At 70.8% G+C, this 19,076-nt stretch carries 17 protein-coding genes; 8 read left to right on the top strand and 9 right to left on the bottom strand.

Annotated elements, in window-relative coordinates:
- Positions 1 to 61: 61 nt before the first annotated feature.
- Positions 62 to 898 (bottom strand): SAM-dependent methyltransferase, encoded by an 837-nt coding sequence (locus PKF00_RS19645; protein ID WP_271219021.1) that lies wholly within the window; start codon positions 896 to 898, stop codon positions 62 to 64.
- A gap of 662 nt (positions 899 to 1,560) precedes the next feature.
- Here PKF00_RS19645 and PKF00_RS19640 point away from each other — a divergent pair.
- The 7 genes from PKF00_RS19640 (at position 1,561) to PKF00_RS19610 (ending at position 8,964) form a co-directional block, all read left to right on the top strand.
- Positions 1,561 to 2,316, top strand: coding sequence for an SDR family NAD(P)-dependent oxidoreductase (locus PKF00_RS19640; protein WP_271219020.1), 756 nt, complete (start codon positions 1,561 to 1,563; stop codon positions 2,314 to 2,316).
- Between the two features lie 253 nt (positions 2,317 to 2,569).
- On the top strand, positions 2,570 to 4,042 hold the full coding sequence (locus tag PKF00_RS19635) for an FAD-dependent oxidoreductase (protein ID WP_271219019.1): 1,473 nt from the start codon (positions 2,570 to 2,572) through the stop codon (positions 4,040 to 4,042).
- Positions 4,043 to 4,246: 204 nt separating this feature from the next.
- Positions 4,247 to 5,380, top strand: coding sequence for an SGNH/GDSL hydrolase family protein (locus PKF00_RS19630; RefSeq protein WP_271219018.1), 1,134 nt, complete (start codon positions 4,247 to 4,249; stop codon positions 5,378 to 5,380).
- Positions 5,381 to 5,508: 128 nt separating this feature from the next.
- Positions 5,509 to 6,327: a hypothetical protein gene (locus tag PKF00_RS19625; RefSeq protein ID WP_271219017.1), complete on the top strand. Its 819-nt coding sequence runs from the start codon at positions 5,509 to 5,511 to the stop codon at positions 6,325 to 6,327.
- Between the two features lie 179 nt (positions 6,328 to 6,506).
- The gene (locus tag PKF00_RS19620; protein ID WP_271219016.1) at positions 6,507 to 6,962 is read left to right on the top strand and encodes a hypothetical protein; all 456 of its coding nucleotides are present in this window, start codon (positions 6,507 to 6,509) and stop codon (positions 6,960 to 6,962) included.
- A complete protein-coding gene (locus tag PKF00_RS19615) occupies positions 6,959 to 8,182 on the top strand; it encodes an NRAMP family divalent metal transporter (RefSeq protein ID WP_271219015.1) in 1,224 nt (407 codons plus the stop codon). The genes PKF00_RS19620 and PKF00_RS19615 overlap by 4 nt, the downstream gene beginning before the upstream one ends.
- Positions 8,179 to 8,964: a hypothetical protein gene (locus PKF00_RS19610; protein ID WP_271219014.1), complete on the top strand. Its 786-nt coding sequence runs from the start codon at positions 8,179 to 8,181 to the stop codon at positions 8,962 to 8,964. The genes PKF00_RS19615 and PKF00_RS19610 overlap by 4 nt, the downstream gene beginning before the upstream one ends.
- A gap of 40 nt (positions 8,965 to 9,004) precedes the next feature.
- Here the strand turns inward: PKF00_RS19610 and PKF00_RS19605 are convergent, their stop codons facing one another.
- The gene (locus PKF00_RS19605) at positions 9,005 to 9,898 is read right to left on the bottom strand and encodes an NADP-dependent oxidoreductase (protein WP_271219013.1); all 894 of its coding nucleotides are present in this window, start codon (positions 9,896 to 9,898) and stop codon (positions 9,005 to 9,007) included.
- A 70-nt stretch (positions 9,899 to 9,968) separates the two neighbouring features.
- Here PKF00_RS19605 and PKF00_RS19600 point away from each other — a divergent pair, with 70 nt between their 5' ends.
- Entirely contained in the window at positions 9,969 to 10,574 is a 606-nt protein-coding gene (locus PKF00_RS19600; protein ID WP_271219012.1) for a TetR/AcrR family transcriptional regulator, read from the top strand.
- 166 nt (positions 10,575 to 10,740) lie between these two features.
- Here PKF00_RS19600 and PKF00_RS19595 read toward each other — a convergent pair whose 3' ends face one another.
- From PKF00_RS19595 to PKF00_RS19565, 7 genes are all read right to left on the bottom strand, one after another.
- Complete coding sequence (locus tag PKF00_RS19595; RefSeq protein WP_271219011.1) at positions 10,741 to 11,007, bottom strand: hypothetical protein; 267 nt, start codon at positions 11,005 to 11,007, stop codon at positions 10,741 to 10,743.
- Between the two features lie 85 nt (positions 11,008 to 11,092).
- Entirely contained in the window at positions 11,093 to 11,698 is a 606-nt protein-coding gene (locus PKF00_RS19590; protein WP_271219010.1) for a TetR/AcrR family transcriptional regulator, read from the bottom strand.
- 54 nt (positions 11,699 to 11,752) lie between these two features.
- Positions 11,753 to 13,351 carry a carboxylesterase/lipase family protein gene (locus tag PKF00_RS19585; RefSeq protein ID WP_271219009.1) on the bottom strand — a complete coding sequence of 533 codons (1,599 nt, stop codon included), beginning with the start codon at positions 13,349 to 13,351 and terminating at the stop codon, positions 11,753 to 11,755.
- A 100-nt stretch (positions 13,352 to 13,451) separates the two neighbouring features.
- Positions 13,452 to 15,005, bottom strand: a complete 1,554-nt coding sequence (locus PKF00_RS19580) for an ABC transporter substrate-binding protein (RefSeq protein ID WP_271219008.1) — start codon at positions 15,003 to 15,005, stop codon at positions 13,452 to 13,454.
- Complete coding sequence (locus tag PKF00_RS19575) at positions 15,005 to 16,060, bottom strand: ABC transporter ATP-binding protein (RefSeq protein ID WP_271219007.1); 1,056 nt, start codon at positions 16,058 to 16,060, stop codon at positions 15,005 to 15,007. The genes PKF00_RS19580 and PKF00_RS19575 overlap by 1 nt, the downstream gene beginning before the upstream one ends.
- Complete coding sequence (locus PKF00_RS19570; protein ID WP_271219006.1) at positions 16,057 to 17,967, bottom strand: dipeptide/oligopeptide/nickel ABC transporter permease/ATP-binding protein; 1,911 nt, start codon at positions 17,965 to 17,967, stop codon at positions 16,057 to 16,059. Before PKF00_RS19570 ends, PKF00_RS19575 begins: the two co-directional genes overlap by 4 nt.
- Positions 17,964 to 18,911: an ABC transporter permease gene (locus PKF00_RS19565; protein WP_271219005.1), complete on the bottom strand. Its 948-nt coding sequence runs from the start codon at positions 18,909 to 18,911 to the stop codon at positions 17,964 to 17,966. Before PKF00_RS19565 ends, PKF00_RS19570 begins: the two co-directional genes overlap by 4 nt.
- Positions 18,912 to 19,076 lie beyond the last annotated feature (165 nt).

The following is a 19,076-nucleotide window of genomic DNA, read 5'->3' as shown; positions in this document are numbered from 1 at the left end:
TTGTGGCCGCGTGCGGGGGCGTCGTTCAGGGAACGACGGCCCCGCGTGGGAGAGGCGGGTGTCAGCGTTTGATGCCGATGCCGCCGTACATTGAGACCTCGTTGTCCTTCAGGGACTTCGCCTCGTCGTCGGGGTGCCAGTGGTGTACGGGCGTCGCGCCGGGGGGAACCATGTCCAGGCCGTCGAAGAAGAGGTCGACCTCGGCTCTGGTGCGCGTCTTCGAGGCGATCCCGCGTGCGTTGAACGCCGCTACGGCCGACGTGACGCGCTCGGGGGCGGCGTCGATCGCGATGGTGGACATGGCCATGGCGCTTCCGGGGGGCAGCGGCTCCATGAGCCTGCGGACGATGTCGTGCGCCTCCTGCTCGTCGGGGATGAAGTGCAGGATGGCGATCAGGCAGAGGGCGACCGGCTTGTCCAGGTCGAGGGTCTGCCGTACCTCGGGAGAGTTGAGGATGCCCTCCGGGTCATGGATGTCGGCGTCGATGTAGGCGGTCTTGCCCACGGGGGTGCCGACGAGCAGGGCGCGGGCGTGCTGCAGCACGATGGGGTCGTTGTCGATGTAGACGATCCGCGCCTCGGGGTTGACCGCCTGCACGACCTCGTGGAGGTTCGGCGAGGTCGGCAGTCCGGTGCCGATGTCCAGGAACTGGGTTATCCCCAGCTCGGAGACGAGGTGGCGGGCCGCGCGGACCATGAAGTTCCGGTTGGCCCTCACGGAGACCCGCAGGTAGGGGGAGCCGGCCATGACCTCTTCGGCGACCTTGCGGTCGGCGGCGAAGTTGTCCTTGCCGCCCAGCATGTAGTCGTAGACCCGGGCCGAGTGGGGTTGGTTCGTGCGCAGGTCGACGGGCTTCGAGGCGCGGGAGTCGTCAGGCGTCAGTCTGGACCAGTCCATGTTTCCCGACAAGGATGATCCTCCGGTCTTCGATGTGACGTCATGTCATATAGCTATAAAGTCTGTCGATCATATGCCAGGACCGCAGAATCAGGACTGAAGTTCAGATTGCGGGATGGGAACGGTTCAAGCGGGACGTAGAGGTGTATCCGGTCCTGTCTAAATGCTGGACCGTTCGGGCGGATCACCGCGGCTCTCCTGTACCCCTATACGGTGATATATCGTAAATAAGTTCGAATAGAAGGGGTGGCTGTCAGAGGCGTCGAGAGGGGCGGGGTCGGTGTCCCGGCGTGGCGGGCGTCGGCGACAGGGACGGCGGAGGCGGCAGGGGGCCGTGGAGGCGACAGGGGTTGCGAAGGCGACGGGATCGCGGAGACGGCAGGGGTTGCGAAGGCGACGGGATCGCGGAGGTGGCGGGGATGGCGGAGGCGGCGGGGATGGTGGAGGCGTGACCGCCGTCCGCCCGGTCCTTTCGCGACGCGGGTCCGGTGCGGAGTTCCGGTGCGGGGGGCGGTGGGGAGCGCGGTGGGGAAGGGGTTCGGGGGGACGGTGTGGAGGGGGAATTAAGTCGGGTGCAATGGCGTGAACCGTGGAACTACGCCTAATAAAACATCGCAATTCAAGAGATGCGTTACGTGAGACACGAATGTGACTCTAATGGCATGTCTGAATTTGCAGGAAAAACCATCCTGATCACCGGAGGCGGCAGCGGAATCGGCCTGGCCACCGCGCGTCACCTGGTCGCCGCGGGCGCGAACGTGGTGCTCGCCGGGCGCGGCGCCGACCGGCTCGAAGCCGCGTCGAAGGCCCTCGACGCCGGTGACAGAGTGCTGGCCGTGCCCACGGACGTGACCAGGATCGGTGACCTCGACGAGCTCGTCGCCCGGGCCGGAGAGCGGTTCGGCACGTTGAGCGGTGTGTTCGCCAACGCCGGAGTGCCCTTCTCCGCGCTCGCCGCCGACGTCACCGAGGCCGACTTCGACCAGGTCGTCGGCGTCAACTTCAAGGGCGCCTTCTTCACCGTGCAGAAGGCTCTGCCGCTCGTCGAGAACGGCGGGGCGATCGTGGTGAACTCCTCCTGGCTCGTCCACCGCGGCGTCGGACTGGCGTCGGTGTACGCCGCGAGCAAGGCCGCCGTGCTCAACCTGGCCCGCACGCTCGCCCCCGACCTGGCCGCTCGGGGCGTCAGGATCAACACCGTCACCCCGGGCCACGTCAAGACGGACATGCTCGAGACCGTCACCGGCGGCAACGAGCAGATCCAGGAGTTCTTCGGCAGCCAGGTCGCACTGGGCAGGCTGGGCAGCGCCGAGGAGATCGCCGACGCGGTCGCCTTCCTGCTCTCGTCCCGCGCGTCCTACGTCACCGGCCAGGAGTTCGTCGTCGACGGCGGCCTGGTCGGCTCCGTTCCCGGCTGACGCCCCCGGCTGACGACCGCCTCCGACGGCCTGAGCCCGCAGATCCAGACGACCGACCCAGGACGACCGACCCCACGACCGCCTCGGCTGACGTCGCCCGCCGTCCGCTTCGGCCCCCGCCCGCCCGCCGGGGCCGACAGCCGGAGGAGACCGACGACGGCGCGGGCGGAGGCGCGGGGAAGCGAAAGATCGGCGGGCCGACACGCCACCGCCGGCGACTCATGATCCAACTTCGGGATTCGAGGAGGTAACCGTGAGCGACGTGACCAATACGCGAGCGGTTGTGCTCGGCGGGAGCCTCGCCGGGCTGTTCGCGGCCAGGGTGCTCGCCGACGCGTATGACGAGGTGTTCATCGTCGACCGCGACGTGCTGGTCGGAGTGGAGGGGCCGCGGCGCGGCTGCCCCCAGGGACGGCACATCAACGGCCTGCTCGCCCGTGGCCAGCTGGCCATGGAGGAGCTGTTCCCCGGCATCACCGAGGAGCTGTTCGCCGACGGCGTGCCGACCGGCGACCTGGCGGGAGACGTGCGGTGGTACTTCAAGGGCAAGCCGGTCAGGCAGCAGCACGCCGGCCTCGTGTGCGTCTCCGCCAGCAGGCCGATGCTGGAGCGTCACATCCGTGAGCGGACGCAGGCCCTGCCCAACGTCGTCTTCCTCGAAAAGTACGACATCCTCGGGATCGAGGCGACCGCGGACCACAGCCGGATCACCGGTGTGCGGGTGCAGCGCCTCGGCGAGGACGACAGCGTGGAGATCCTCGACGCCGACCTGGTGGTCGACGCCACGGGGCGCGGGTCCCGCACGCCCATCTGGCTGGAGAACCTCGGCTACCCCCGGGTCCCCGAGGTCCGCAAGAAGATCGGCCTGGGCTACGTGACCCAGCACTACCGTCTGCTCGCCGACCCCTACCACGGCGATCTGTCGATCAACCCGGTCGCCTCGCCGGACCTGCCCCGCGGTGCGATCTTCACCAAGACCGACGGGGACAGGGTCGAGCTGACCACGTACGGCCTGCTGGGCGACCACCCGCCCACCGACCAGGAGGGCCTGTACGCCTGGCTGAAGACGCTGGCCACCTCCGACATCTACGACGCCCTCCAGCAGGCCGAGCCGCTCGACGAGCCGGTCGCCTTCCGCTTCCCGACGACGCTGCGCAGGCGTTACGAGAGCATGAGCCGCCTGCCGGACGGCCTGCTGGTGACCGGGGACGCCGTGTGCTGCTTCAACCCCGTCTACGCCCAGGGCATGACCGTCGCGGCGCTCGGGGCGCTCACCATCCGGCAGCACCTGCACACCGGCGCGGCCCCCGACCCGGCCCAGTACTTCCGCGACCTGGCCCGCGACGTCATCACCCCGCCGTGGGAGATGACCAACGTGGTGGACCTCGGCTTCCCCGGCGTCGAGGGGGAGCGGACCCTGATGGTCAGGGTGCAGCAGCTCTACCTCTCGCTCGTGCAGACGGCCTCGGCCTACGACGGCAAGGTCACCGCCGCCTACATGAAGGCCGCGGGCATGGTCGAGCGCCCCGAGTCGCTCATGCGCCCCGAGATGGTCGTGCGCGTGCTGCGCAACGCCCTGGTCAACGGGAAGGTGCTCGGGGGGATCGGGGAGTTCGTCGGGTCGAAGCTCTTCGGCGGCGGCGCGTCCGCCGGTGGACGGCAGGGGGACGCCTCGAGGGAGAACGTCAGGGGAGCCTCGGAACCCGCTGGGCACGGCGGGCGCTGACGGGTCCGGGCGAACCTGCCGGAAGCGGGTGGCGGGAGGTCGCCGATCACTCCGGTCGGCGGCTCCGCCACCCCTTTCGTCCACGGCGGGGCGGGAAAGCGCTTACATCAAGCTGTGAGAAGTGTTTACATGGTGCAGTCAGGAAACGTTCGCTGGCGCCGGTAAAGGCGAAACAGGGTTGTTCAGTCGGAAGTTTGGGCGACTATGACCACGACATGGGTGGCGGCCTTCCGGTCCGCGGTGATCAGTCCGTACGAGCGGATCTCCTACGTACGGTCCCGGGCCTTCGCCGACCAGACCGTGCGGCAGATCCTCCACCTCGACGGCGGCGGTGAGGCCCTGCGGGTGCGGTTCAGCAACCGGTACGGCGTGCGGCCGCTGACCGTGGCGGCCGCACGCGTGGCCCTGCGCAAGTCGGGCAGCGAGATCGTCGCGGAGACCGACACCGGGCTTCGCTTCGGCGGGGCGGCGGAGACGACGATCCCCGTCGGCGGCCAGGTGGTGAGCGACCCCGTGGGGCTGGCGGTCGGCGCGGGAGCCGATCTCGCGGTGAGCCTGTACCTCCCCGAGGAGACGGGCCCGGCCACCTTCTCCCACCAGCCGCAGGAGAGCGCCTACGTGACGAGGGGCGACGCGGTCTCCGACGTCGCGCTCCCCGGAGCGGAGGAGGTCGCCTCGCGGTTCTACATCACCGGGGTCGACGTGCGGGTCCCGGAGGGCGCCGCGGTCGCCGTGGCCTTCGGCGACTCGTGGTTCGACGGGGTCGGCACCACCCCGGGAGCCAACCGGCGTTCCCCGAACCTGCTGAACCGCCGTCTGGCGCGGGGCTGGGTGGTCAACCAGGGCATCGCGGGCAACCGCCTGCTGACCGACGAGATCGGCGAGCACGCGCTGGCCAGGTTCGAGCGTGACGTGCTCCAGGTGCCGGGGGTGAGCCACGTCCTGGTCCACTTCGGCATCAACGATCTGGGCCTGCCCGGGATCGCCGGTCTGCCGCCCGCCACGGCGGACGACCTCGTCGCCGGGTTCACCGAGCTGGCCCGCAGGAGCCACGAGGCCGGTCTCAGGATCCTGGCGGCGACCATCGGGCCGTTCGCCGGGTCGATCTACCCCGGCGTCGACACACCGGAGGGGCAGCGGACCCGGCGGGTCGTCAACGAGTGGATCCGCACCGGCGGCGTCTTCGACGCGGTGTTCGACGTGGCGGCGGCCGTACAGGACCCTGACAGACCCGACTTCATCCGTCCCGACCTCGACAGCGGCGACCACACGCACCTCAACGACGCGGGCGCGCAGGCGATGGCGGACAGCGTGGACCCGGCCACCGTCAGGCTGTAGCCCCGCGGCCGCGGTCCCATCAGGAGACCCGCGGTGGGGTCTCGTCCAGCGGGGTAGTGCCAGTACTACCGTCGTCTCTCGCTCCAGCGCCCATGTGCGGGGAGGCCTTTCGGCGTTGGATCGTCGGTATGACGACCACGAAGACCCCGCCCGCAGAGCTCCCCGACTCCGTGACGCCGCCCTCGTTCCCTGGTACGACCACGAAGACCCCGCTCGCGGGACTCCCCGACTCCGTGACGCCGCCCTCGTTCCCCGGGAGGTGGCTGGAGGGGGCAGGGCTCGTCCTGGGGCCGCTGCTGCTCCTGGCGGGCGTCCTCACCCGCGTCGGAGTCGACGACTTCTTCCCCGGGCAACTCGCCGCCTTCGCCGCGGATCCCGGCAGGATGACCCTGTCCTACAGCCTCTTCTCCGCGGGCCTCGTGCTCCTGTGGCCCGCGGCGACCTCGCTGGCCCGCCGGATCGGCCTCTCCCAGCCGGGGTGGGCGAGGTGGGGGGTCACGCTGGTTGTCCTCGGCCTGTTCGCCAAGACCTTCCACGAGGGCGCGAACCACATGGCCTTCCGGATGGTGGACGCCCAGGGGCTGGAGGCGGCGTCGAAGGCGGTCGCCGACTCCTACGGGGCCTTCCACGTCTTCAAGGTGCTCTCCGTCGCCGTCATGTTCGGCTGGATCGTGCTCGCCGTCGGCGCCTTCCGGTCCAGGGTGTTCGGTCCGGGCGTGCTCGGCATGGCGCGCTCCGTCGGGCTGGGGCTGGCGTCGGGGCTGCCGCTGGGCGTGCTCAAGGGCAGCGGCGACCCGATCGCCCTGCTGGGGATCGCGGGGCTGACCTTCGCGCTGGTTCCCCTCGGCGTCTCCGTGCTGCGGGAGGGGCCCGCGCCGAGGTGGTCCGCGGCGACGCTGACGGTCGTGCTGATCGCCCTGGCGTCCTTCCTCGGCATGGTCGGCTGAGGCGCATCCGCCAGGCGTCCGCCTCGGCGGGGAAGGATCCGTCATGGACGACGACTGATCGTTGTCCGTTCGGGCACTTCTCCCGGTGTGATGGATGAGGGACTGGTGTTGCTCGCGGCCTGGGGACAGTTCCTGGTACTGCTCGGCGTGCTCGGCTATCTCCTGTTGCGACGTGGGGCATGAGGGGCCAGGACGCGCGGCGGGCGCTCGCCGCGGTGACGGTGGCGCTCGCGACCTGTTCGGTGAGCGGTTGCGTGAGCCCGGCGTGGGACGACCACGACTACGCGCTGAAGGCGGGGGCGACCGCGCAGGCCGCGGCCTCGAGCGTGGAGCTGGTACGGCTGGCCGTACAGGGAGAACACGACCTCACCACCGCCTACCTGAAGGTCCTCCTCACCGATGCGGCCGAGTCGCTGGGCAGCGTGAACGACCAGTTCGGCGGGGTGCAGCCGCCGTCGGACGCGTCGGACCGGCTGCGCTCGCAGGTCACCGACCTGACCTCGCAGGCCGAGGACGAGGTCGAGGACCTGCTGATCGAGGTCAGGCGGGGTGGGATCGAACAGCCGGACGAGGCGGCCAGGACGCTGGAACGGCTCGGCTCGGAGCTTCGGCGGCTCGGGGAGGCGCACCGGTGAAGAAGGTGTTCGCCGTGACGCTCGGCATCCTCACCGCCATCGGCGGGTTCGTCGACATCGGCGACCTGGTGGCCAACTCCCTGGTGGGAGCCCGGTTCGGGATGTCGCTGGCCTGGGTGGTCGTCGTCGGCGTCGTGGGGATCTGCCTGTTCGCCGAGATGTCGGGCAGGATCGCCGCGGTGTCCCAGCGCCCGGTCTTCGACCTGGTGCGCGAACGGCTCGGGCCGCGCGCGGGACTGGTCAACCTGGGGGCGTCGTTCGGCATCAACCTGCTCACGCTGGCCGCCGAGATCGGCGGCGCGGCGCTCGCCCTGGAGCTGGCCACGGGGGTGAACTACCTGCTCTGGGTGCCCGCGGTCGGCCTGACGGCGTGGCTGGTGATGTGGCGGGTCAGGTTCTCCACGATGGAGAAGGTCTTCGGCCTGGCGGGGCTGGCGCTGGTCGCCTTCGCCGTGGCGCTGTGGCAGCTGGACCCCGACGTCGGCGAGCTGACCCGCCAGCTGACGAGCCCGCCTCCCGACGAGCCCGTCCCCACCTACTGGTACTACGCGATCGCCCTGCTGGGCGCGGCGATGACGCCGTACGAGGTGTTCTTCTTCTCCTCGGGAGGCGTCGAGGAACGCTGGACGCGCAAGGACCTGGTCACCGCGCGGGCCAACGTGTTCGTCGGTTTCCCGCTCGGGGGGTTCCTGTCGCTGGTCATCGCGGCCTGTGCCGCCACGCTCTTCCTGCCCGCGCAGGTGCAGGTGGACACGCTGGGCCAGATGGTGCTGCCCGCGGGACTCGCCCTCGGGAAGATCGGGCTGGCCGCGGTGATCTTCGGGGTCTTCGCCGCGACGTTCGGCGCGACGCTGGAGACCGCCCTGTCGTCCGGTTACACGCTGAGCCAGTACTTCGGCTGGCAGTGGGGAAAGTACGTCAGGCCGAAGGACGCGGCCAGGTTCCACGCCTCCGTGCTGGTCGCCGTGATCGTCGCCACCGCGCTGATCCTGACGACCGTCGACCCCATCAAGGTGACGGAGTACTCGCTCGTCTTCTCCGCCGCCGCGCTGCCGCTGACCTACCTGCCCGTGCTGATGATCGCCAACGATCCCGACTACATGGGGGACAAGGTCAACGGCCGCTTCTCCAACTTCCTCGGCACCGCCTACATGATCCTGCTCGTCGTGGCGGCCGTGGCGGCGATCCCCCTGATGATCGCGACGAAGGCGGGACAATGACGACGGCCAGAACCCTGCACGCGCAGCTCCACCTGCTCGACCGGCAGGTCGTCAGAGCCGAGGACGGCCGCATGATCTGCAAGGTCGACGACCTGGAGCTGACGACGGACGAGCAGGGCCGCCCCTACGTCCTGGCGATCCTGGCCGGGCCGCTCGCCCTGGGCCCGCGGATCGGCGGCGTCGTCGGCCGCCTGGTCGTGGGTGTGACCGAGCTGTTCCGTCCCGAGGAGGACCCCGGCCCCCAGCGAATTCCCATGATCACGGTGTCCGAGATCGGCAGCGCGGTCACGGTGGGCGGCGACGTCCAGGAGGCGGCCCTCGAACACTGGGTCAGGGTCAACGTCATCGCCCCGCTTCCCGGCAGCGGCGTCGAGACCGCGGCGGGGGAGCGCCGCCCGGCCAGGAGGGGCGACCTCACCGGACGGCTGCGCATGAGCGATCTCATCGGGCGTCGCGTCGTCGACGACTCGGGCGCGCTGGTGGGGCAGGTGGCCGACGTCCGGCTCAGCCAGGACGGGCCGATGCTGGGCGAGGTGCAGCACGCCTTCCGCGTCGCGGGTCTCATCGTGGTCCCCCGGCACACGGGTCAGCTGTTCGGCTACGAGCGCGGTCCGGCGGGGCAGGCTCCCGCGCTGGTCGCGGCCGTGGTCCGCCGCCTGCACAGAAACAGCCGCTACGTCACGTGGGAGCAGGTGGACGTCATCGCCGACGACGTACGGCTCGCGGTCCCGACGGCCGAGCTCGCCCCGCTCGCCGGCCTCCACCGGTCCATGTCCCGCTAGGTTCTGTTCTGCGGAAGGGCGAACGTCGCCTGAGGCGGCACTAAACGAGGATGACGCGGCGGCCGCGTGTGTGGCCGGCGCGGCTGTCGATGTGCGCCTTCGCGGCTTCGGCCAACGTGTAGGACTTGTCGACCGGGATGTGGAGCTTCCCCCGCGCGATGAGCGCGGCGGCCTCGGCGAGTGCTTCCGGCACGCTTCCGGCCTCGCCGGAGAATCGGACGCCGAACTGCGGCGCGCTGAGGTCGGCGATGGAGACGACCCTCTGCGGGTCCCGGGTCAGCTCCAGGAGTTCGGGAATCACGCCGGAGCCGGCGAGATCGAGGGCCGCGTCGACGGGACCGAGCCGGCGCACTCTGTCGACCCAGCCGGGGCCGTATGTCGTGGCGAGGGCACCGAGGCTGCGCAGATAGTCCTGGTTCGCCGCCCCGGCCGTGCCGATCACCGTGATGCCACGGTCGCGGGCGATCTGCAGCACCGCGGACCCGACTCCGCCGGAGGCACCACTGACAAGGAGTGTCTGCCCGGGCTGGACGCCGACCTGGCCGATGACGCGCAGCGCGGTCTCGACCACGGAGGGATATCCGGCCGCCTCTTCGAAGGACAGGCCGTCGGGCATCCGAGCCCAGGCCGAGAGCACGGCGAACTCGGCATAGGTGTCAGCGCCTTCGCCGAACACGCGGTCGCCGATTTCGAACCCTTCGACGCCCTCCCCGATCTCGTCGACCACTCCTGAGGCGTCCAGTCCGACTCCGGCGGGCAGCCGGATCGGATGGGCCTTCAGGATCTGGCCTTCACGGATTCTCCAGTCGACGGGGTTCACGCCTGCTGCCCGCACCGCTATGCGTACCTGGCCGGGGCCCGCGTGGGGTTCCTCGACCTCAATGATGTGCAGGACGTCCGGACCGCCGAACTCGGTGAAGTTCACTTTCCTCATGCGGCAGACCATAACACTAACCGTTAGCTTTTTGAAACGGTTAGGTTTTCACACCTGGTAGTGTTAACGCGTGACCGAGCAGCCCGGACGCCGCGAGCGTAAGAAGGCCGCGACCCGCCAGAAGATCGCCGACACCGCCCTGCGCCTGTTCTCCGAGCGCGGCTACGAAGCGGTGGGCATCCGCGAGGTGGCCGCCGAGGCCGACGTGGCCGTGACCACGCTCTTCTCCCACTTCAGCTCGAAGGAAGCCCTGGTCTTCGAGCAGGACGAGGACTTCGAGCAGCGCCTCGTGCGGGCGGTCACCGACCGCCGGCCGCACGAGGCGCTCATCCCCGCCCTGCGCCGCGAGATCCACGCCATGGTGCGGCACTGCACGGCGGACGGCGCCGCCCCGCTGTGGCGCATGATCGAGGAATCACCGGCGCTGCGGCAGTACGAGGAGTCGATGAGACAGCGCCACGCCCGGTCGCTGGCAACGGCCATCGCCGCCGACCTGGACGTGCCGCAGACCACGCCGACCTGTGGCGCGATCGCACGCTTCGTGGTCGACGCCTTCTCGGTCGCCCGCGAAACGGACGATCCGCAGACCGCGGTGGACGAGATCTTCCGCATGATCGAGGCGGCTTGGGCGGTCGTCGGTGCCACTCCACCTACGCGGGAGAGCGTTGCGGTGTGAGGCGCAGGGGATGGAGAACGCGCCGGCCGAGAACGGATCCCGACCGGCGCGTCGCAAGCCACAGGGCAGTCGTTGCCTGACAAGGCACCATGAGCCGGCCTTCGTCAGTCCGTGTCCCGTCAGGAGCCGGTCTTCACCGGCCCGTGTCCCCTCAGGGGGCGCGGAGTCAGGAGGTCTCCTGGCCGAAGGTGATCACGATGCGCCTGCCGTTGGCGTAGCTGACCACGGGCCGCCCGAGCATGTCGCCCACCCTGCGGGCGACCCGCTGGAACAGCTCCGCCATCTCCGGGGTGTCGGCGCTCACACTGAACCGTCCGTTGGCCATGAGGCTCTCGGCGACCAGGGGGGCGAAGTTCGTCTCGCTCCTGGCCTTCTCCTCCGCGCTGAGGGGGGTGCGCCGGGGCGCGGGCTGCATGCCGAAGGGGTGGGTCATCCCGGGTCTCCTCGTGATGGCGGTTTTCCCAGCATGCCATCCCCGGCCGCCCCGCGGACCGTCGCCGGGCGGCCGACGGCCGCGGTCAGGGGGTGATCTCGGCGATCAGGTCGTCGACGAACGAGCGGAACAGGCCGGGCATGTCCACCTGCTCGGGGTGCAGCAGCCACTGCAGCTGCAGGCCGTCCATCATGGCGAACACCCGGCGGGCCGTCGCCGTCGTGTCGACGTCGGCGCGGATCGAGCCGTCGTCGACGCCCAGCCGTAGGCTGGCGGCGAGGTCGCCGATGCGTCTGTGATAGCGGGCGACGACCCACTCGTGCGCCGGGTGCGCGCTGTTGACCGCGGCCTCGCCGGTCACGATGGCGAACAGTTTCACCAGTCCGGGCAGGTGCGCGTTGTACTCGACGAGCTTGACGTAACGCTTCAGGGCGGCGATGCCGGGGGTCGGCTCGTCCATGTGGAACTTCTCCGCGTCGAGCCTGTCGCGGTGCTCCAGGACCCCGGCCAGCAGGTCGGCCTTGGTGGAGAAGTGGTGCAGCAGACCGGGTTGCGACAGGCCGCATCCCTCGGCGATGTCCGCGATCGAGGCGCCACGGTAGCCGTTCTCCGCGAAGATCTTGAAGGCTACCTCGAGGATGTGCTCCTTACGGGCCTCACCGCGTGCCTGGGTCCGGCCGGAAGTACTCATATCCCTATCTTCCCTGGTCGGTCAGGCGGGTGGGACGGAAAGCGGTGCGGCGCGTCATCCCGCACCGGATCCCGCGCCGGACCCCGCACCGGATCCCGCGCCGGACCGCGCACCCGATCTCGTGCTGAACTGCGCGCCCGATCCCGCGCCGGACCGCACGCCGGACTCCGCGCCGACGTCCAGCCGTCGCAGCGGGCCGAAGGGGTCGCGCTCGGTCGTGTCCGCGGTGTCGAACACCCTGGTCCACCGACTGTCCGCGTCGTAGCGCGGCCAGTCGGCGGGCATCCGCCCGTGCCGCGCGAACGCCGCCCACGCCTCGCCCATGTTGTCGGCCAGCGTCTGCGGGGGGTTCGGTCCGGTGAAGAGGCGCACGCCCGGCTGGTCCAGGTTGTCGAAGACGAACGGCAGCTCCATGGAGTGGCACGCTCCGAGCACGCCGTCGCGCGCCCGGGAACGCCAGGCGAACAGGTAGCGCCAGACGTCCGGCGTCAGCGCGGCGTAGGCCTCGGCGAGCCGGTCGGTGGGCGCGACGAACAGCCGCGTCCCGATGAGCGTCGCCACCAGCTCCGCCGGGCTCGCCCCGGGGTCCAGCGAGCGGAAGGTCTCCAGCGCCTCGACGCCGTCGGCGCAGGAGTCGGCGAAGAGCGCGGTGAGCGCTGCCTCGTCGGGGACGGGTGGTTGCGGGGTGAGGAGGAAGAGCCTGCCCTCCTCCCGGTTGGCGCCGAGCAGGAGCGGTACGGCGGGCACCGCCCCGCCCCGGATCGCGTCCAGCGGTCTGGCGGGAAGGACGACTCCGTCGACGACGGGGGTGAACGGCAGTCCCACCCCGTCGCCTCGTGCCCGCATCGCCGAGCACAGCGCCTCCTCGGCGGAGATCAGGTCGGCGACGGGGATCTCCCGCAACCGCTGTTCGGCAGGCTCGTCGACGCCGAGCAGGTCGAGGAGCTCACGCGTCACCGCGGCGGCGAGCCCAGGGTCGCGCACGAGCTCCGCGCTGCCGCTCTGCGCGACGGCCCGGTGGAACAGCCCCTCGGCCGCGGGCACGGTCAGCAGGGTCACGATGCTCATGGCTCCGGCCGACTGGCCGAACACCGTGACGTTTCCCGGGTCGCCGCCGAACGCCTCGATGTTCTCGCCCACCCAGCGCAGTGCCGCGATCTGGTCGAGGAGCCCGAGGTTGCCTGATCCGGCGTACTCCTCGCCCAGCGCGTCGGCGAGGTGGAGGAAGCCCAGGACGCCGACCCGGTAGTTGACCGTCACGACGACCACGTCGTGCCGCGCGGCCAGGCGTGCCCCGTCGTAGGTGACGTCGCCGCCCGAGCCGTTGAGGAACGCCCCGCCGTGGATCCAGACCATCACCGGACGCCGTTCGCCGTCGACGCCGGGCGTCCAGACGTTCAGGTTCAGGCAGGATTCCTCGGAGGCGGGGAAGGGGCCCCGGCCGAGCATCTCCTCGGCGAGGGCGTCGTACGACTGGGGGACCGCCGGGCCGTACTCGAGGGCGGGCCTGACGCCGGTCCACGGCGCTGGCGGGCGCGGCGGGCGAAAGCGCAGCTCACCGACCGGGGAGGCGGCGAACGGGACGCCCTTGAAGACGGTGACCGGCCCGTCGGCCGCCCCCTCGACGGCTCCGTGCCGGGTGTGCGCGATCATCGGGTGCTCCTTCGTCTGTTCCAGTAGGTATGTCCGTTTCAGCGGGATATGTCGCATCGTGGAGGGCGGAGCCGGTCCGCCCGGCCCCGCTCTCCGCCCGTCACTTGGGCGCGACGGTCCACGCGAGGTCGGGCAGGTAGCCGGGGGCGACCGTCACCCCGGTGAGCTTCTTGTCGTTGTAGGCGTAGATGTTGTCCTGCCGGGCGACGGCGACGAACCACGCCTGGTCGACGACGTACCGCATGGCGTTCCGGTAGAGCCCGGCCTGCTTGCTCTCCGGAGCCGCGGCGGCCTCGGCCAGCATCGCGGTCAGCTTGTCGTCCTTGGAGGCGAAGGGGTTGAAGGCGGAGGTGTGGGGGAGCATCCAGTCCAGCGAGGTGAGATAGGTCGGGAGCCCGCCGTAGGCGAAGCCGAGCGCGGGGAACGTCTTGGACGTCGCGTTGGCCAGGAAGCCGCCCACGGTCGTGTCGGTGACGACGTTCACCGTGACGCCGATCTGCTTCCACTGCTGGAACACGGCCTGGGGGACCAGGTCGAACCCGTTGACCCCCTGCACCTCCGCGCGCAGCGAGAAGCCGTCGGGGTATCCCGCCTCGGCGAGCAGCTTCTTCGCCCGTTCGGGATCGTAGGGATAGCGGTTGTCGTAGTCGGAGACGTAGCCGTCCAGGCCGGGCAGGGAGAGCTGGGCGGTCGGCTGTCCGTACTCCCTGAAGACCGCCTGGGTGATCGCCTGCCGGTTGACGGCGTGGTTCAGGGCCTGTCGGACGCGCACGTCGCCCAGCGGTTCGGCGAGCGTGCCGTCCCGGTCGGCGAGGTTCACCCCCACGAAGGCGATGGGGGCGTTGATCACCGCGAGCCCCGAGGTCTTCGCGGTGTCCGCCTGGTTGGCGATGACGGGGATCAGGTCGGCCTGCCCGGTCTTGACGGCGTCCAGGCCGGAACTCGGGTTGGTCACGACCTTGATGACCACCTTCTTCCAGTGGATCCGGGACTTGTCCCAGTAGTTGGGGTTCGGGGTGTAGGTGTAGTGGTCGCCGGTGGCGCTCTGCGCGCTGTCCAGGACGTACGGTCCCGCGCCGAAACTCGCCGAGCCCATCTTCGACGGGTCCGCGAGGCCCTTCGGGCTGATCACCGAGCCCATGAGCTGGATCTGGTTGAGCAGCATCGGCAGCACCGGGTGCGGGGTCGCGCAGCGGACGCGCACGGTGAGCGGTCCCGTCGCGGTGACCGAGTCGATCGCGCTCGACCACGTGGCGGAGTTGAGGCCGTTCTTCCTGGCGTAGTTCAGCGAGTCGGCGACGGCCCGCGCCGTCACCGGCGTGCCGTCCGCGAACTTGGCGTCGGCGCGCAGCGTCAGGTCGAACACCTTGTTGTTCTCGCCGACATAACCCCATTTCTCCGCCAGTCCCGGCTGGATCTCGCCGTCGGGGCCGAGCCGCAGGAGGGTGTCGTAGGCGAGGTTGACGAACCAGTTGTCCGAGCCGACGTTGGCCTTCACCGGGTCGAGGGTCGCCGGCGCGGTGCCGGAGATCACGGTGAGGGTGTCGGAGCCGCCCGCTCCCGAGGCCTGGCCGCCGCACGCCGCGGTCGAAGCGGTGACGAGCGCGACCGAGAGCAGCCCGGCCGCGGCGCGATGCCTTGAGATCACCGACATCACGTTTCCTCCATCTGGATGTCTTTCGGGAGGCCCGCGGCGACCGTGCCGGACGCGACGTCGTTCCCGGTGGATATGAGTTCCTCGGCCCGGTGGCAGGCCACCGCCGCCCCGCCGGCGACGCCGTCGCCCCGCAGCGGCAGCAGCGGGGGGCGTTCCGTACGGCACAGCTCGACGGCGTGCGCGCACCTGGGCGCGAAGGGGCAGCCGACGGCCGACGACCGCGGCGCGGCCTGGGCGGCGGCGACGGGCGCGTCGTGACGGCCGCTCCTGACCCTCGGGTCGGGGTCGGGGACCGCGGCGAGCAACGCCCGGGTGTAGGGGTGCGCCGGGCGTTCGTAGACCAGCTCGACCGGCCCGGTCTCCATGACGGCCCCGTGGTAGAGGACGACGACACGGTGGGACAGGTACCGGACGACCGGCAGGTCGTGCGCGATGAACAGGTAGCTCAGCGACAGCTCGCGCTGCAGCTCGGACAGCAGGTTCAGGGTCTGCGCCTGGATCGACAGGTCGAGGGCGCTGACCGGCTCGTCGCACACGACCAGCTCGGCCGACGTCATCAGGGCCCGCGCGATGGCGACGCGCTGGCGCTGGCCGCCGGAGAACTGGGCGGGATAGCGTTCCGCGGCCTGCGCCGGCAGGCCGACGCGCTCCAGCATGGCCGCCACGCGCGCGTCGACCTGCGCGGGGCGGAGCCTGTGGTGGACCAGCAGCGGTTCGGCGAGGGTCTGGCCGATCGTCCGCGCCGGGTTCAGCGACGAGTACGGATCCTGGAACACCATCTGCAGGCGGGCGCTCAGCGTGCGTCTGAGCCCGCGGTTCGCGCGGGTGATGTCGGCTCCGTCGAAGCGGATCTCCCCCGAGTGGACCGGGGTGAGGCCGAGCACCGCGCGGGCGATGGTCGACTTGCCCGAGCCCGACTCGCCGACCAGGCCGACGGTCTCGCCGGGACGCACGTCGAAGGAGACCCCGTCGACCGCGCGCAGCGACGGCGCGCGGCCCTGGCCGTACTCGACGGTGAGGCCGTCCACTTCGAGCAGCGGGCGGGCGGTCACCGGCGGACTCCTTCGTCGACGAGTTCCTCGAAGTGCAGGCAGCGGGTGAGCCGGGCCTGTTCCGGCTGGACGAGCGCGACGGGCGCGGCGCGGCAGTCGTCGGCGGCGTGCGGGCAGCGGGCCGCGAACCGGCAGCCGACCGGCCAGTCGCGCGGGGGCGGCACCGCGCCCGGGATCGTGACCAGCGGGTGGCCGCTGACGGCCTGGTGGGGGTTGGCGGCGAGCAGGCCCGCCGTGTAGGGGTGCAGCGGCCGGACGAACATCGGCTCCACGTCCGCCTGCTCGACGACCTGCCCGGCGTACATGACCAGGGACCGGTGGCAGAGGGTGGCCACCACGCCCCAGTCGTGGGTGACGATGAGCACCGCGATCCCGGTCCGCCGCTGGAGGGTGTGCAGGAGGGTCAGGATCTCCTTCTGCACGCTCACGTCCAGCGCGGTCGTCGGCTCGTCGGCGATCAGCAGCCGTGGCCGTCCGGCGAGGGCGAGCGCGATGAGCACGCGCTGCGCCAGACCACCCGACAGCTGGTGCGGATGGCGCCTGGCGACCGAGGGCGGGTCGGGGACGCCGACCATCGCCAGGAGTTCGAGCACGCGCTCCCTTGCCTGCTCGCGGGTCGTCCCGAGATGGCGGCGCACGGCCTCGGCGAGCTGGGCCATGACCGTGAAGGTGGGGTCGAGGCCGACCATCGGGTCCTGCGACACGTACGCGATGCCGCTTCCCCTGACCCTCGCCAGCCCCTCGGGGGATCCGACCAGGTCGACGCCGTCGAAGACCACACGGCCCCGGACGACCCTGCCTCCGCCGGGCACCAGGCCCAGGACGCCGAGGGCGGTCACCGACTTGCCGCAGCCGGACTCCCCGACGACCCCGAGCGTCTCACCGGGCATGACGTCGAAGCTCACGCCCTGGACCACGGGGACGCCGCCGATCTCGACCGTCAGGTCCCGCACCGACAGCAGCGCGTCGGGGTCGGGCGCGCGGGACGTCCCCGCCGTCTCCTCTGCCATCTCCTCCGCGACGGGCGGCGGGGCGACGGGCCCCGAGGCGGCGAGTTTGGACACCGACCAGTTCTCGACGGCGGTGTCGCGGATCGCGTCGCCCAGCGCCATGAGCGCGATCACCGTCAGCACGAGCGGCACACCGGCGGGCACCAGCATCCAGGGGTCGCGGTCGATCACCTGGGAGGCGTCCGCGACGAGCCCGCCCCAGCTCGGGGCGGGCGGCTGGGCGCCCAGCCCCAGGAAGCCGAGCCCGGCCTGGATGATCACCGCCACCCCGGAGAACAGCGCGGCCTGGACGATGACCGTGCTGGTCAGGCGGGGCAGGACGTGCCGCCGCAGGATCTGGGCGTCCGACAGCCCGCTGACCCGCGCGGCCGCGACGTACATCTCCTGGCGGATGCCGAGGGTGCGTGAGCGCAGCACCCGGATCATGCTGGGGCTGCCGAGGACGCCGAAGGTGACCATGGCCGCGTGCAGGTTGCCGGGGAAGACCGAGAGCACGACGAGGACGATGACGATCGCGGGGAGTGCGAACAGCAGGTCCCCGATCCGGGTCGTCAGGTGGTCGACCCAGCCGCCCAGGTATCCCGCGACCAGTCCGAGGCCGGCTCCGACGACCAGGTGGACGGCCAGCGCCTCGGCGACCGCCAGCAGCGCGGGCTGCCCGCCGTACAGGAGCCTGCTGAGCAGGTCGCGGCCCAGGCTGTCGGTGCCCAGGGGGTGTGCCGCCGACGGCAGGGCCAGCACCTGGGTCAGGTCCTGGTCGAGCGGTCCGTGCGCGGCGATCAGCGGCGCGCCCAGGCTGGCGGCGGTCAGCGTCACCAGCCAGGCGACGGCGATCACGGCCGAGGGCCTGCGCAGCAGGCGGCGCGCCAGGGCCGGTCGGGTCTTCGTGGTCGTCATGAGGTCCTTACTCGGGGGTCGAGCCGTACGTAGGCGAGGTCCACCGCGAGGTTCACCACGATCACGAAGACGGTGATGTAGAGGACCGCGCCCTGGATGACCGGTATGTCGTGCTGGATGGTCGCCTGCTGGGTCAGGCTCGCGATGCCGGGCATCGCGAACACCGTCTCCACGAAGACCACCGCGCCGAGCAGGCTCACCATCAGCACGCCCAGCACGGTCACGATCGGCAGCGCGGCGTTGCGCAGGATGTGCCGGTACAGGATCGAGCGCGGCGAGAAGCCGTTGGCCTGCATCACCCGGATGAAGTCCTTGTTCATGGTGTCCAGCACCGAGTCGCGGGTCTGCTTGGCGATGATGGCGACCGCGCCCAGGGCGATCGAGGTGACCGGCAGCACCAGTGACCCCGCCCATCCGCCGGGGTTCTCCTCGAGCGGCACGTAGCCCGTCACGGGGAACCAGCGCAGCGTCACCGCGAACACCTCGATGACGAGGAGCGCGAGCCAGAACGGCGGAGCGGCCAGGCCCAGCGTGGCGAGCCCGTCCACGAGCCTCATCAGCACGCCGCCGCGGCGGGCGCTGAGCAGCCCGAGCGCGACGCCCGCGAGCCCGGAGACCACCGTGCTGGCGAGGATCAGGGAGAGCGAGACCGGCAGCCGGTTGCTCAGGATCGACGTCACGGCCTCGCCGCTGAACAGCGAGGAGCCCAGGTCGCCGTGGAAGGCCTGGGTGAGCCAGTTCCAGTACTGCACCGGCAGCGGCTGGTCGAGTCCCAGCCTGTCGCGGATGAGCTGGTACTGCTCGGCGGTCGAGTGCTGCCCGGCGATGGTGCGGGCCGGGTCGCCGGGAACCAGGGAGACCAGCACGAAGGTCAGCGCGGATGTGAGGAAGAGCAACGGTGTCGACGCCAGGAGACGGCGGACGACCAGACGAAGAGCGCTCATGGCGCCTCCAGAGATATTCAGATTACTTACCGAGTACTCGCTCGGTTATTCTGCTGACAGTAGTGACCCGGTCACCGGGACGCAAGGGGGTGCCGACATCTGTTTCGGCACGTAATCCCAGGTGGGCGGGGTGCGGGCGCGACGGCGCGCGGCGGCCGCCCGGCC

The organism is Streptosporangium carneum (assembly GCF_027922005.1).
Classification (GTDB): domain Bacteria; phylum Actinomycetota; class Actinomycetes; order Streptosporangiales; family Streptosporangiaceae; genus Streptosporangium; species Streptosporangium carneum.
This window is presented reverse-complemented; position numbering and strand designations above follow the sequence as displayed.

Excerpts from the sequence above, each read along its gene's own strand:
- PKF00_RS19565 (WP_271219005.1), bottom strand. The coding sequence starts at position 18,911 with ATGAGCGCTCTTCGTCTGGTCGTCCGCCGTCTCCTGGCGTCGACACCG.
- PKF00_RS19570 (WP_271219006.1), bottom strand. The coding sequence starts at position 17,967 with ATGACGACCACGAAGACCCGACCGGCCCTGGCGCGCCGCCTGCTGCGC.
- PKF00_RS19610 (WP_271219014.1), top strand. The coding sequence starts at position 8,179 with ATGACGACGGCCAGAACCCTGCACGCGCAGCTCCACCTGCTCGACCGG.
- PKF00_RS19605 (WP_271219013.1), bottom strand. The coding sequence starts at position 9,898 with ATGAGGAAAGTGAACTTCACCGAGTTCGGCGGTCCGGACGTCCTGCAC.
- PKF00_RS19630 (WP_271219018.1), top strand. The coding sequence starts at position 4,247 with ATGACCACGACATGGGTGGCGGCCTTCCGGTCCGCGGTGATCAGTCCG.
- PKF00_RS19620 (WP_271219016.1), top strand. The coding sequence starts at position 6,507 with ATGAGGGGCCAGGACGCGCGGCGGGCGCTCGCCGCGGTGACGGTGGCG.
- PKF00_RS19585 (WP_271219009.1), bottom strand. The coding sequence starts at position 13,351 with ATGATCGCGCACACCCGGCACGGAGCCGTCGAGGGGGCGGCCGACGGG.
- PKF00_RS19640 (WP_271219020.1), top strand. The coding sequence starts at position 1,561 with ATGTCTGAATTTGCAGGAAAAACCATCCTGATCACCGGAGGCGGCAGC.
- PKF00_RS19590 (WP_271219010.1), bottom strand. The coding sequence starts at position 11,698 with ATGAGTACTTCCGGCCGGACCCAGGCACGCGGTGAGGCCCGTAAGGAG.
- PKF00_RS19580 (WP_271219008.1), bottom strand. The coding sequence starts at position 15,005 with ATGTCGGTGATCTCAAGGCATCGCGCCGCGGCCGGGCTGCTCTCGGTC.
- PKF00_RS19595 (WP_271219011.1), bottom strand. The coding sequence starts at position 11,007 with ATGACCCACCCCTTCGGCATGCAGCCCGCGCCCCGGCGCACCCCCCTC.
- PKF00_RS19645 (WP_271219021.1), bottom strand. The coding sequence starts at position 898 with ATGGACTGGTCCAGACTGACGCCTGACGACTCCCGCGCCTCGAAGCCC.
- PKF00_RS19625 (WP_271219017.1), top strand. The coding sequence starts at position 5,509 with ATGACGACCACGAAGACCCCGCCCGCAGAGCTCCCCGACTCCGTGACG.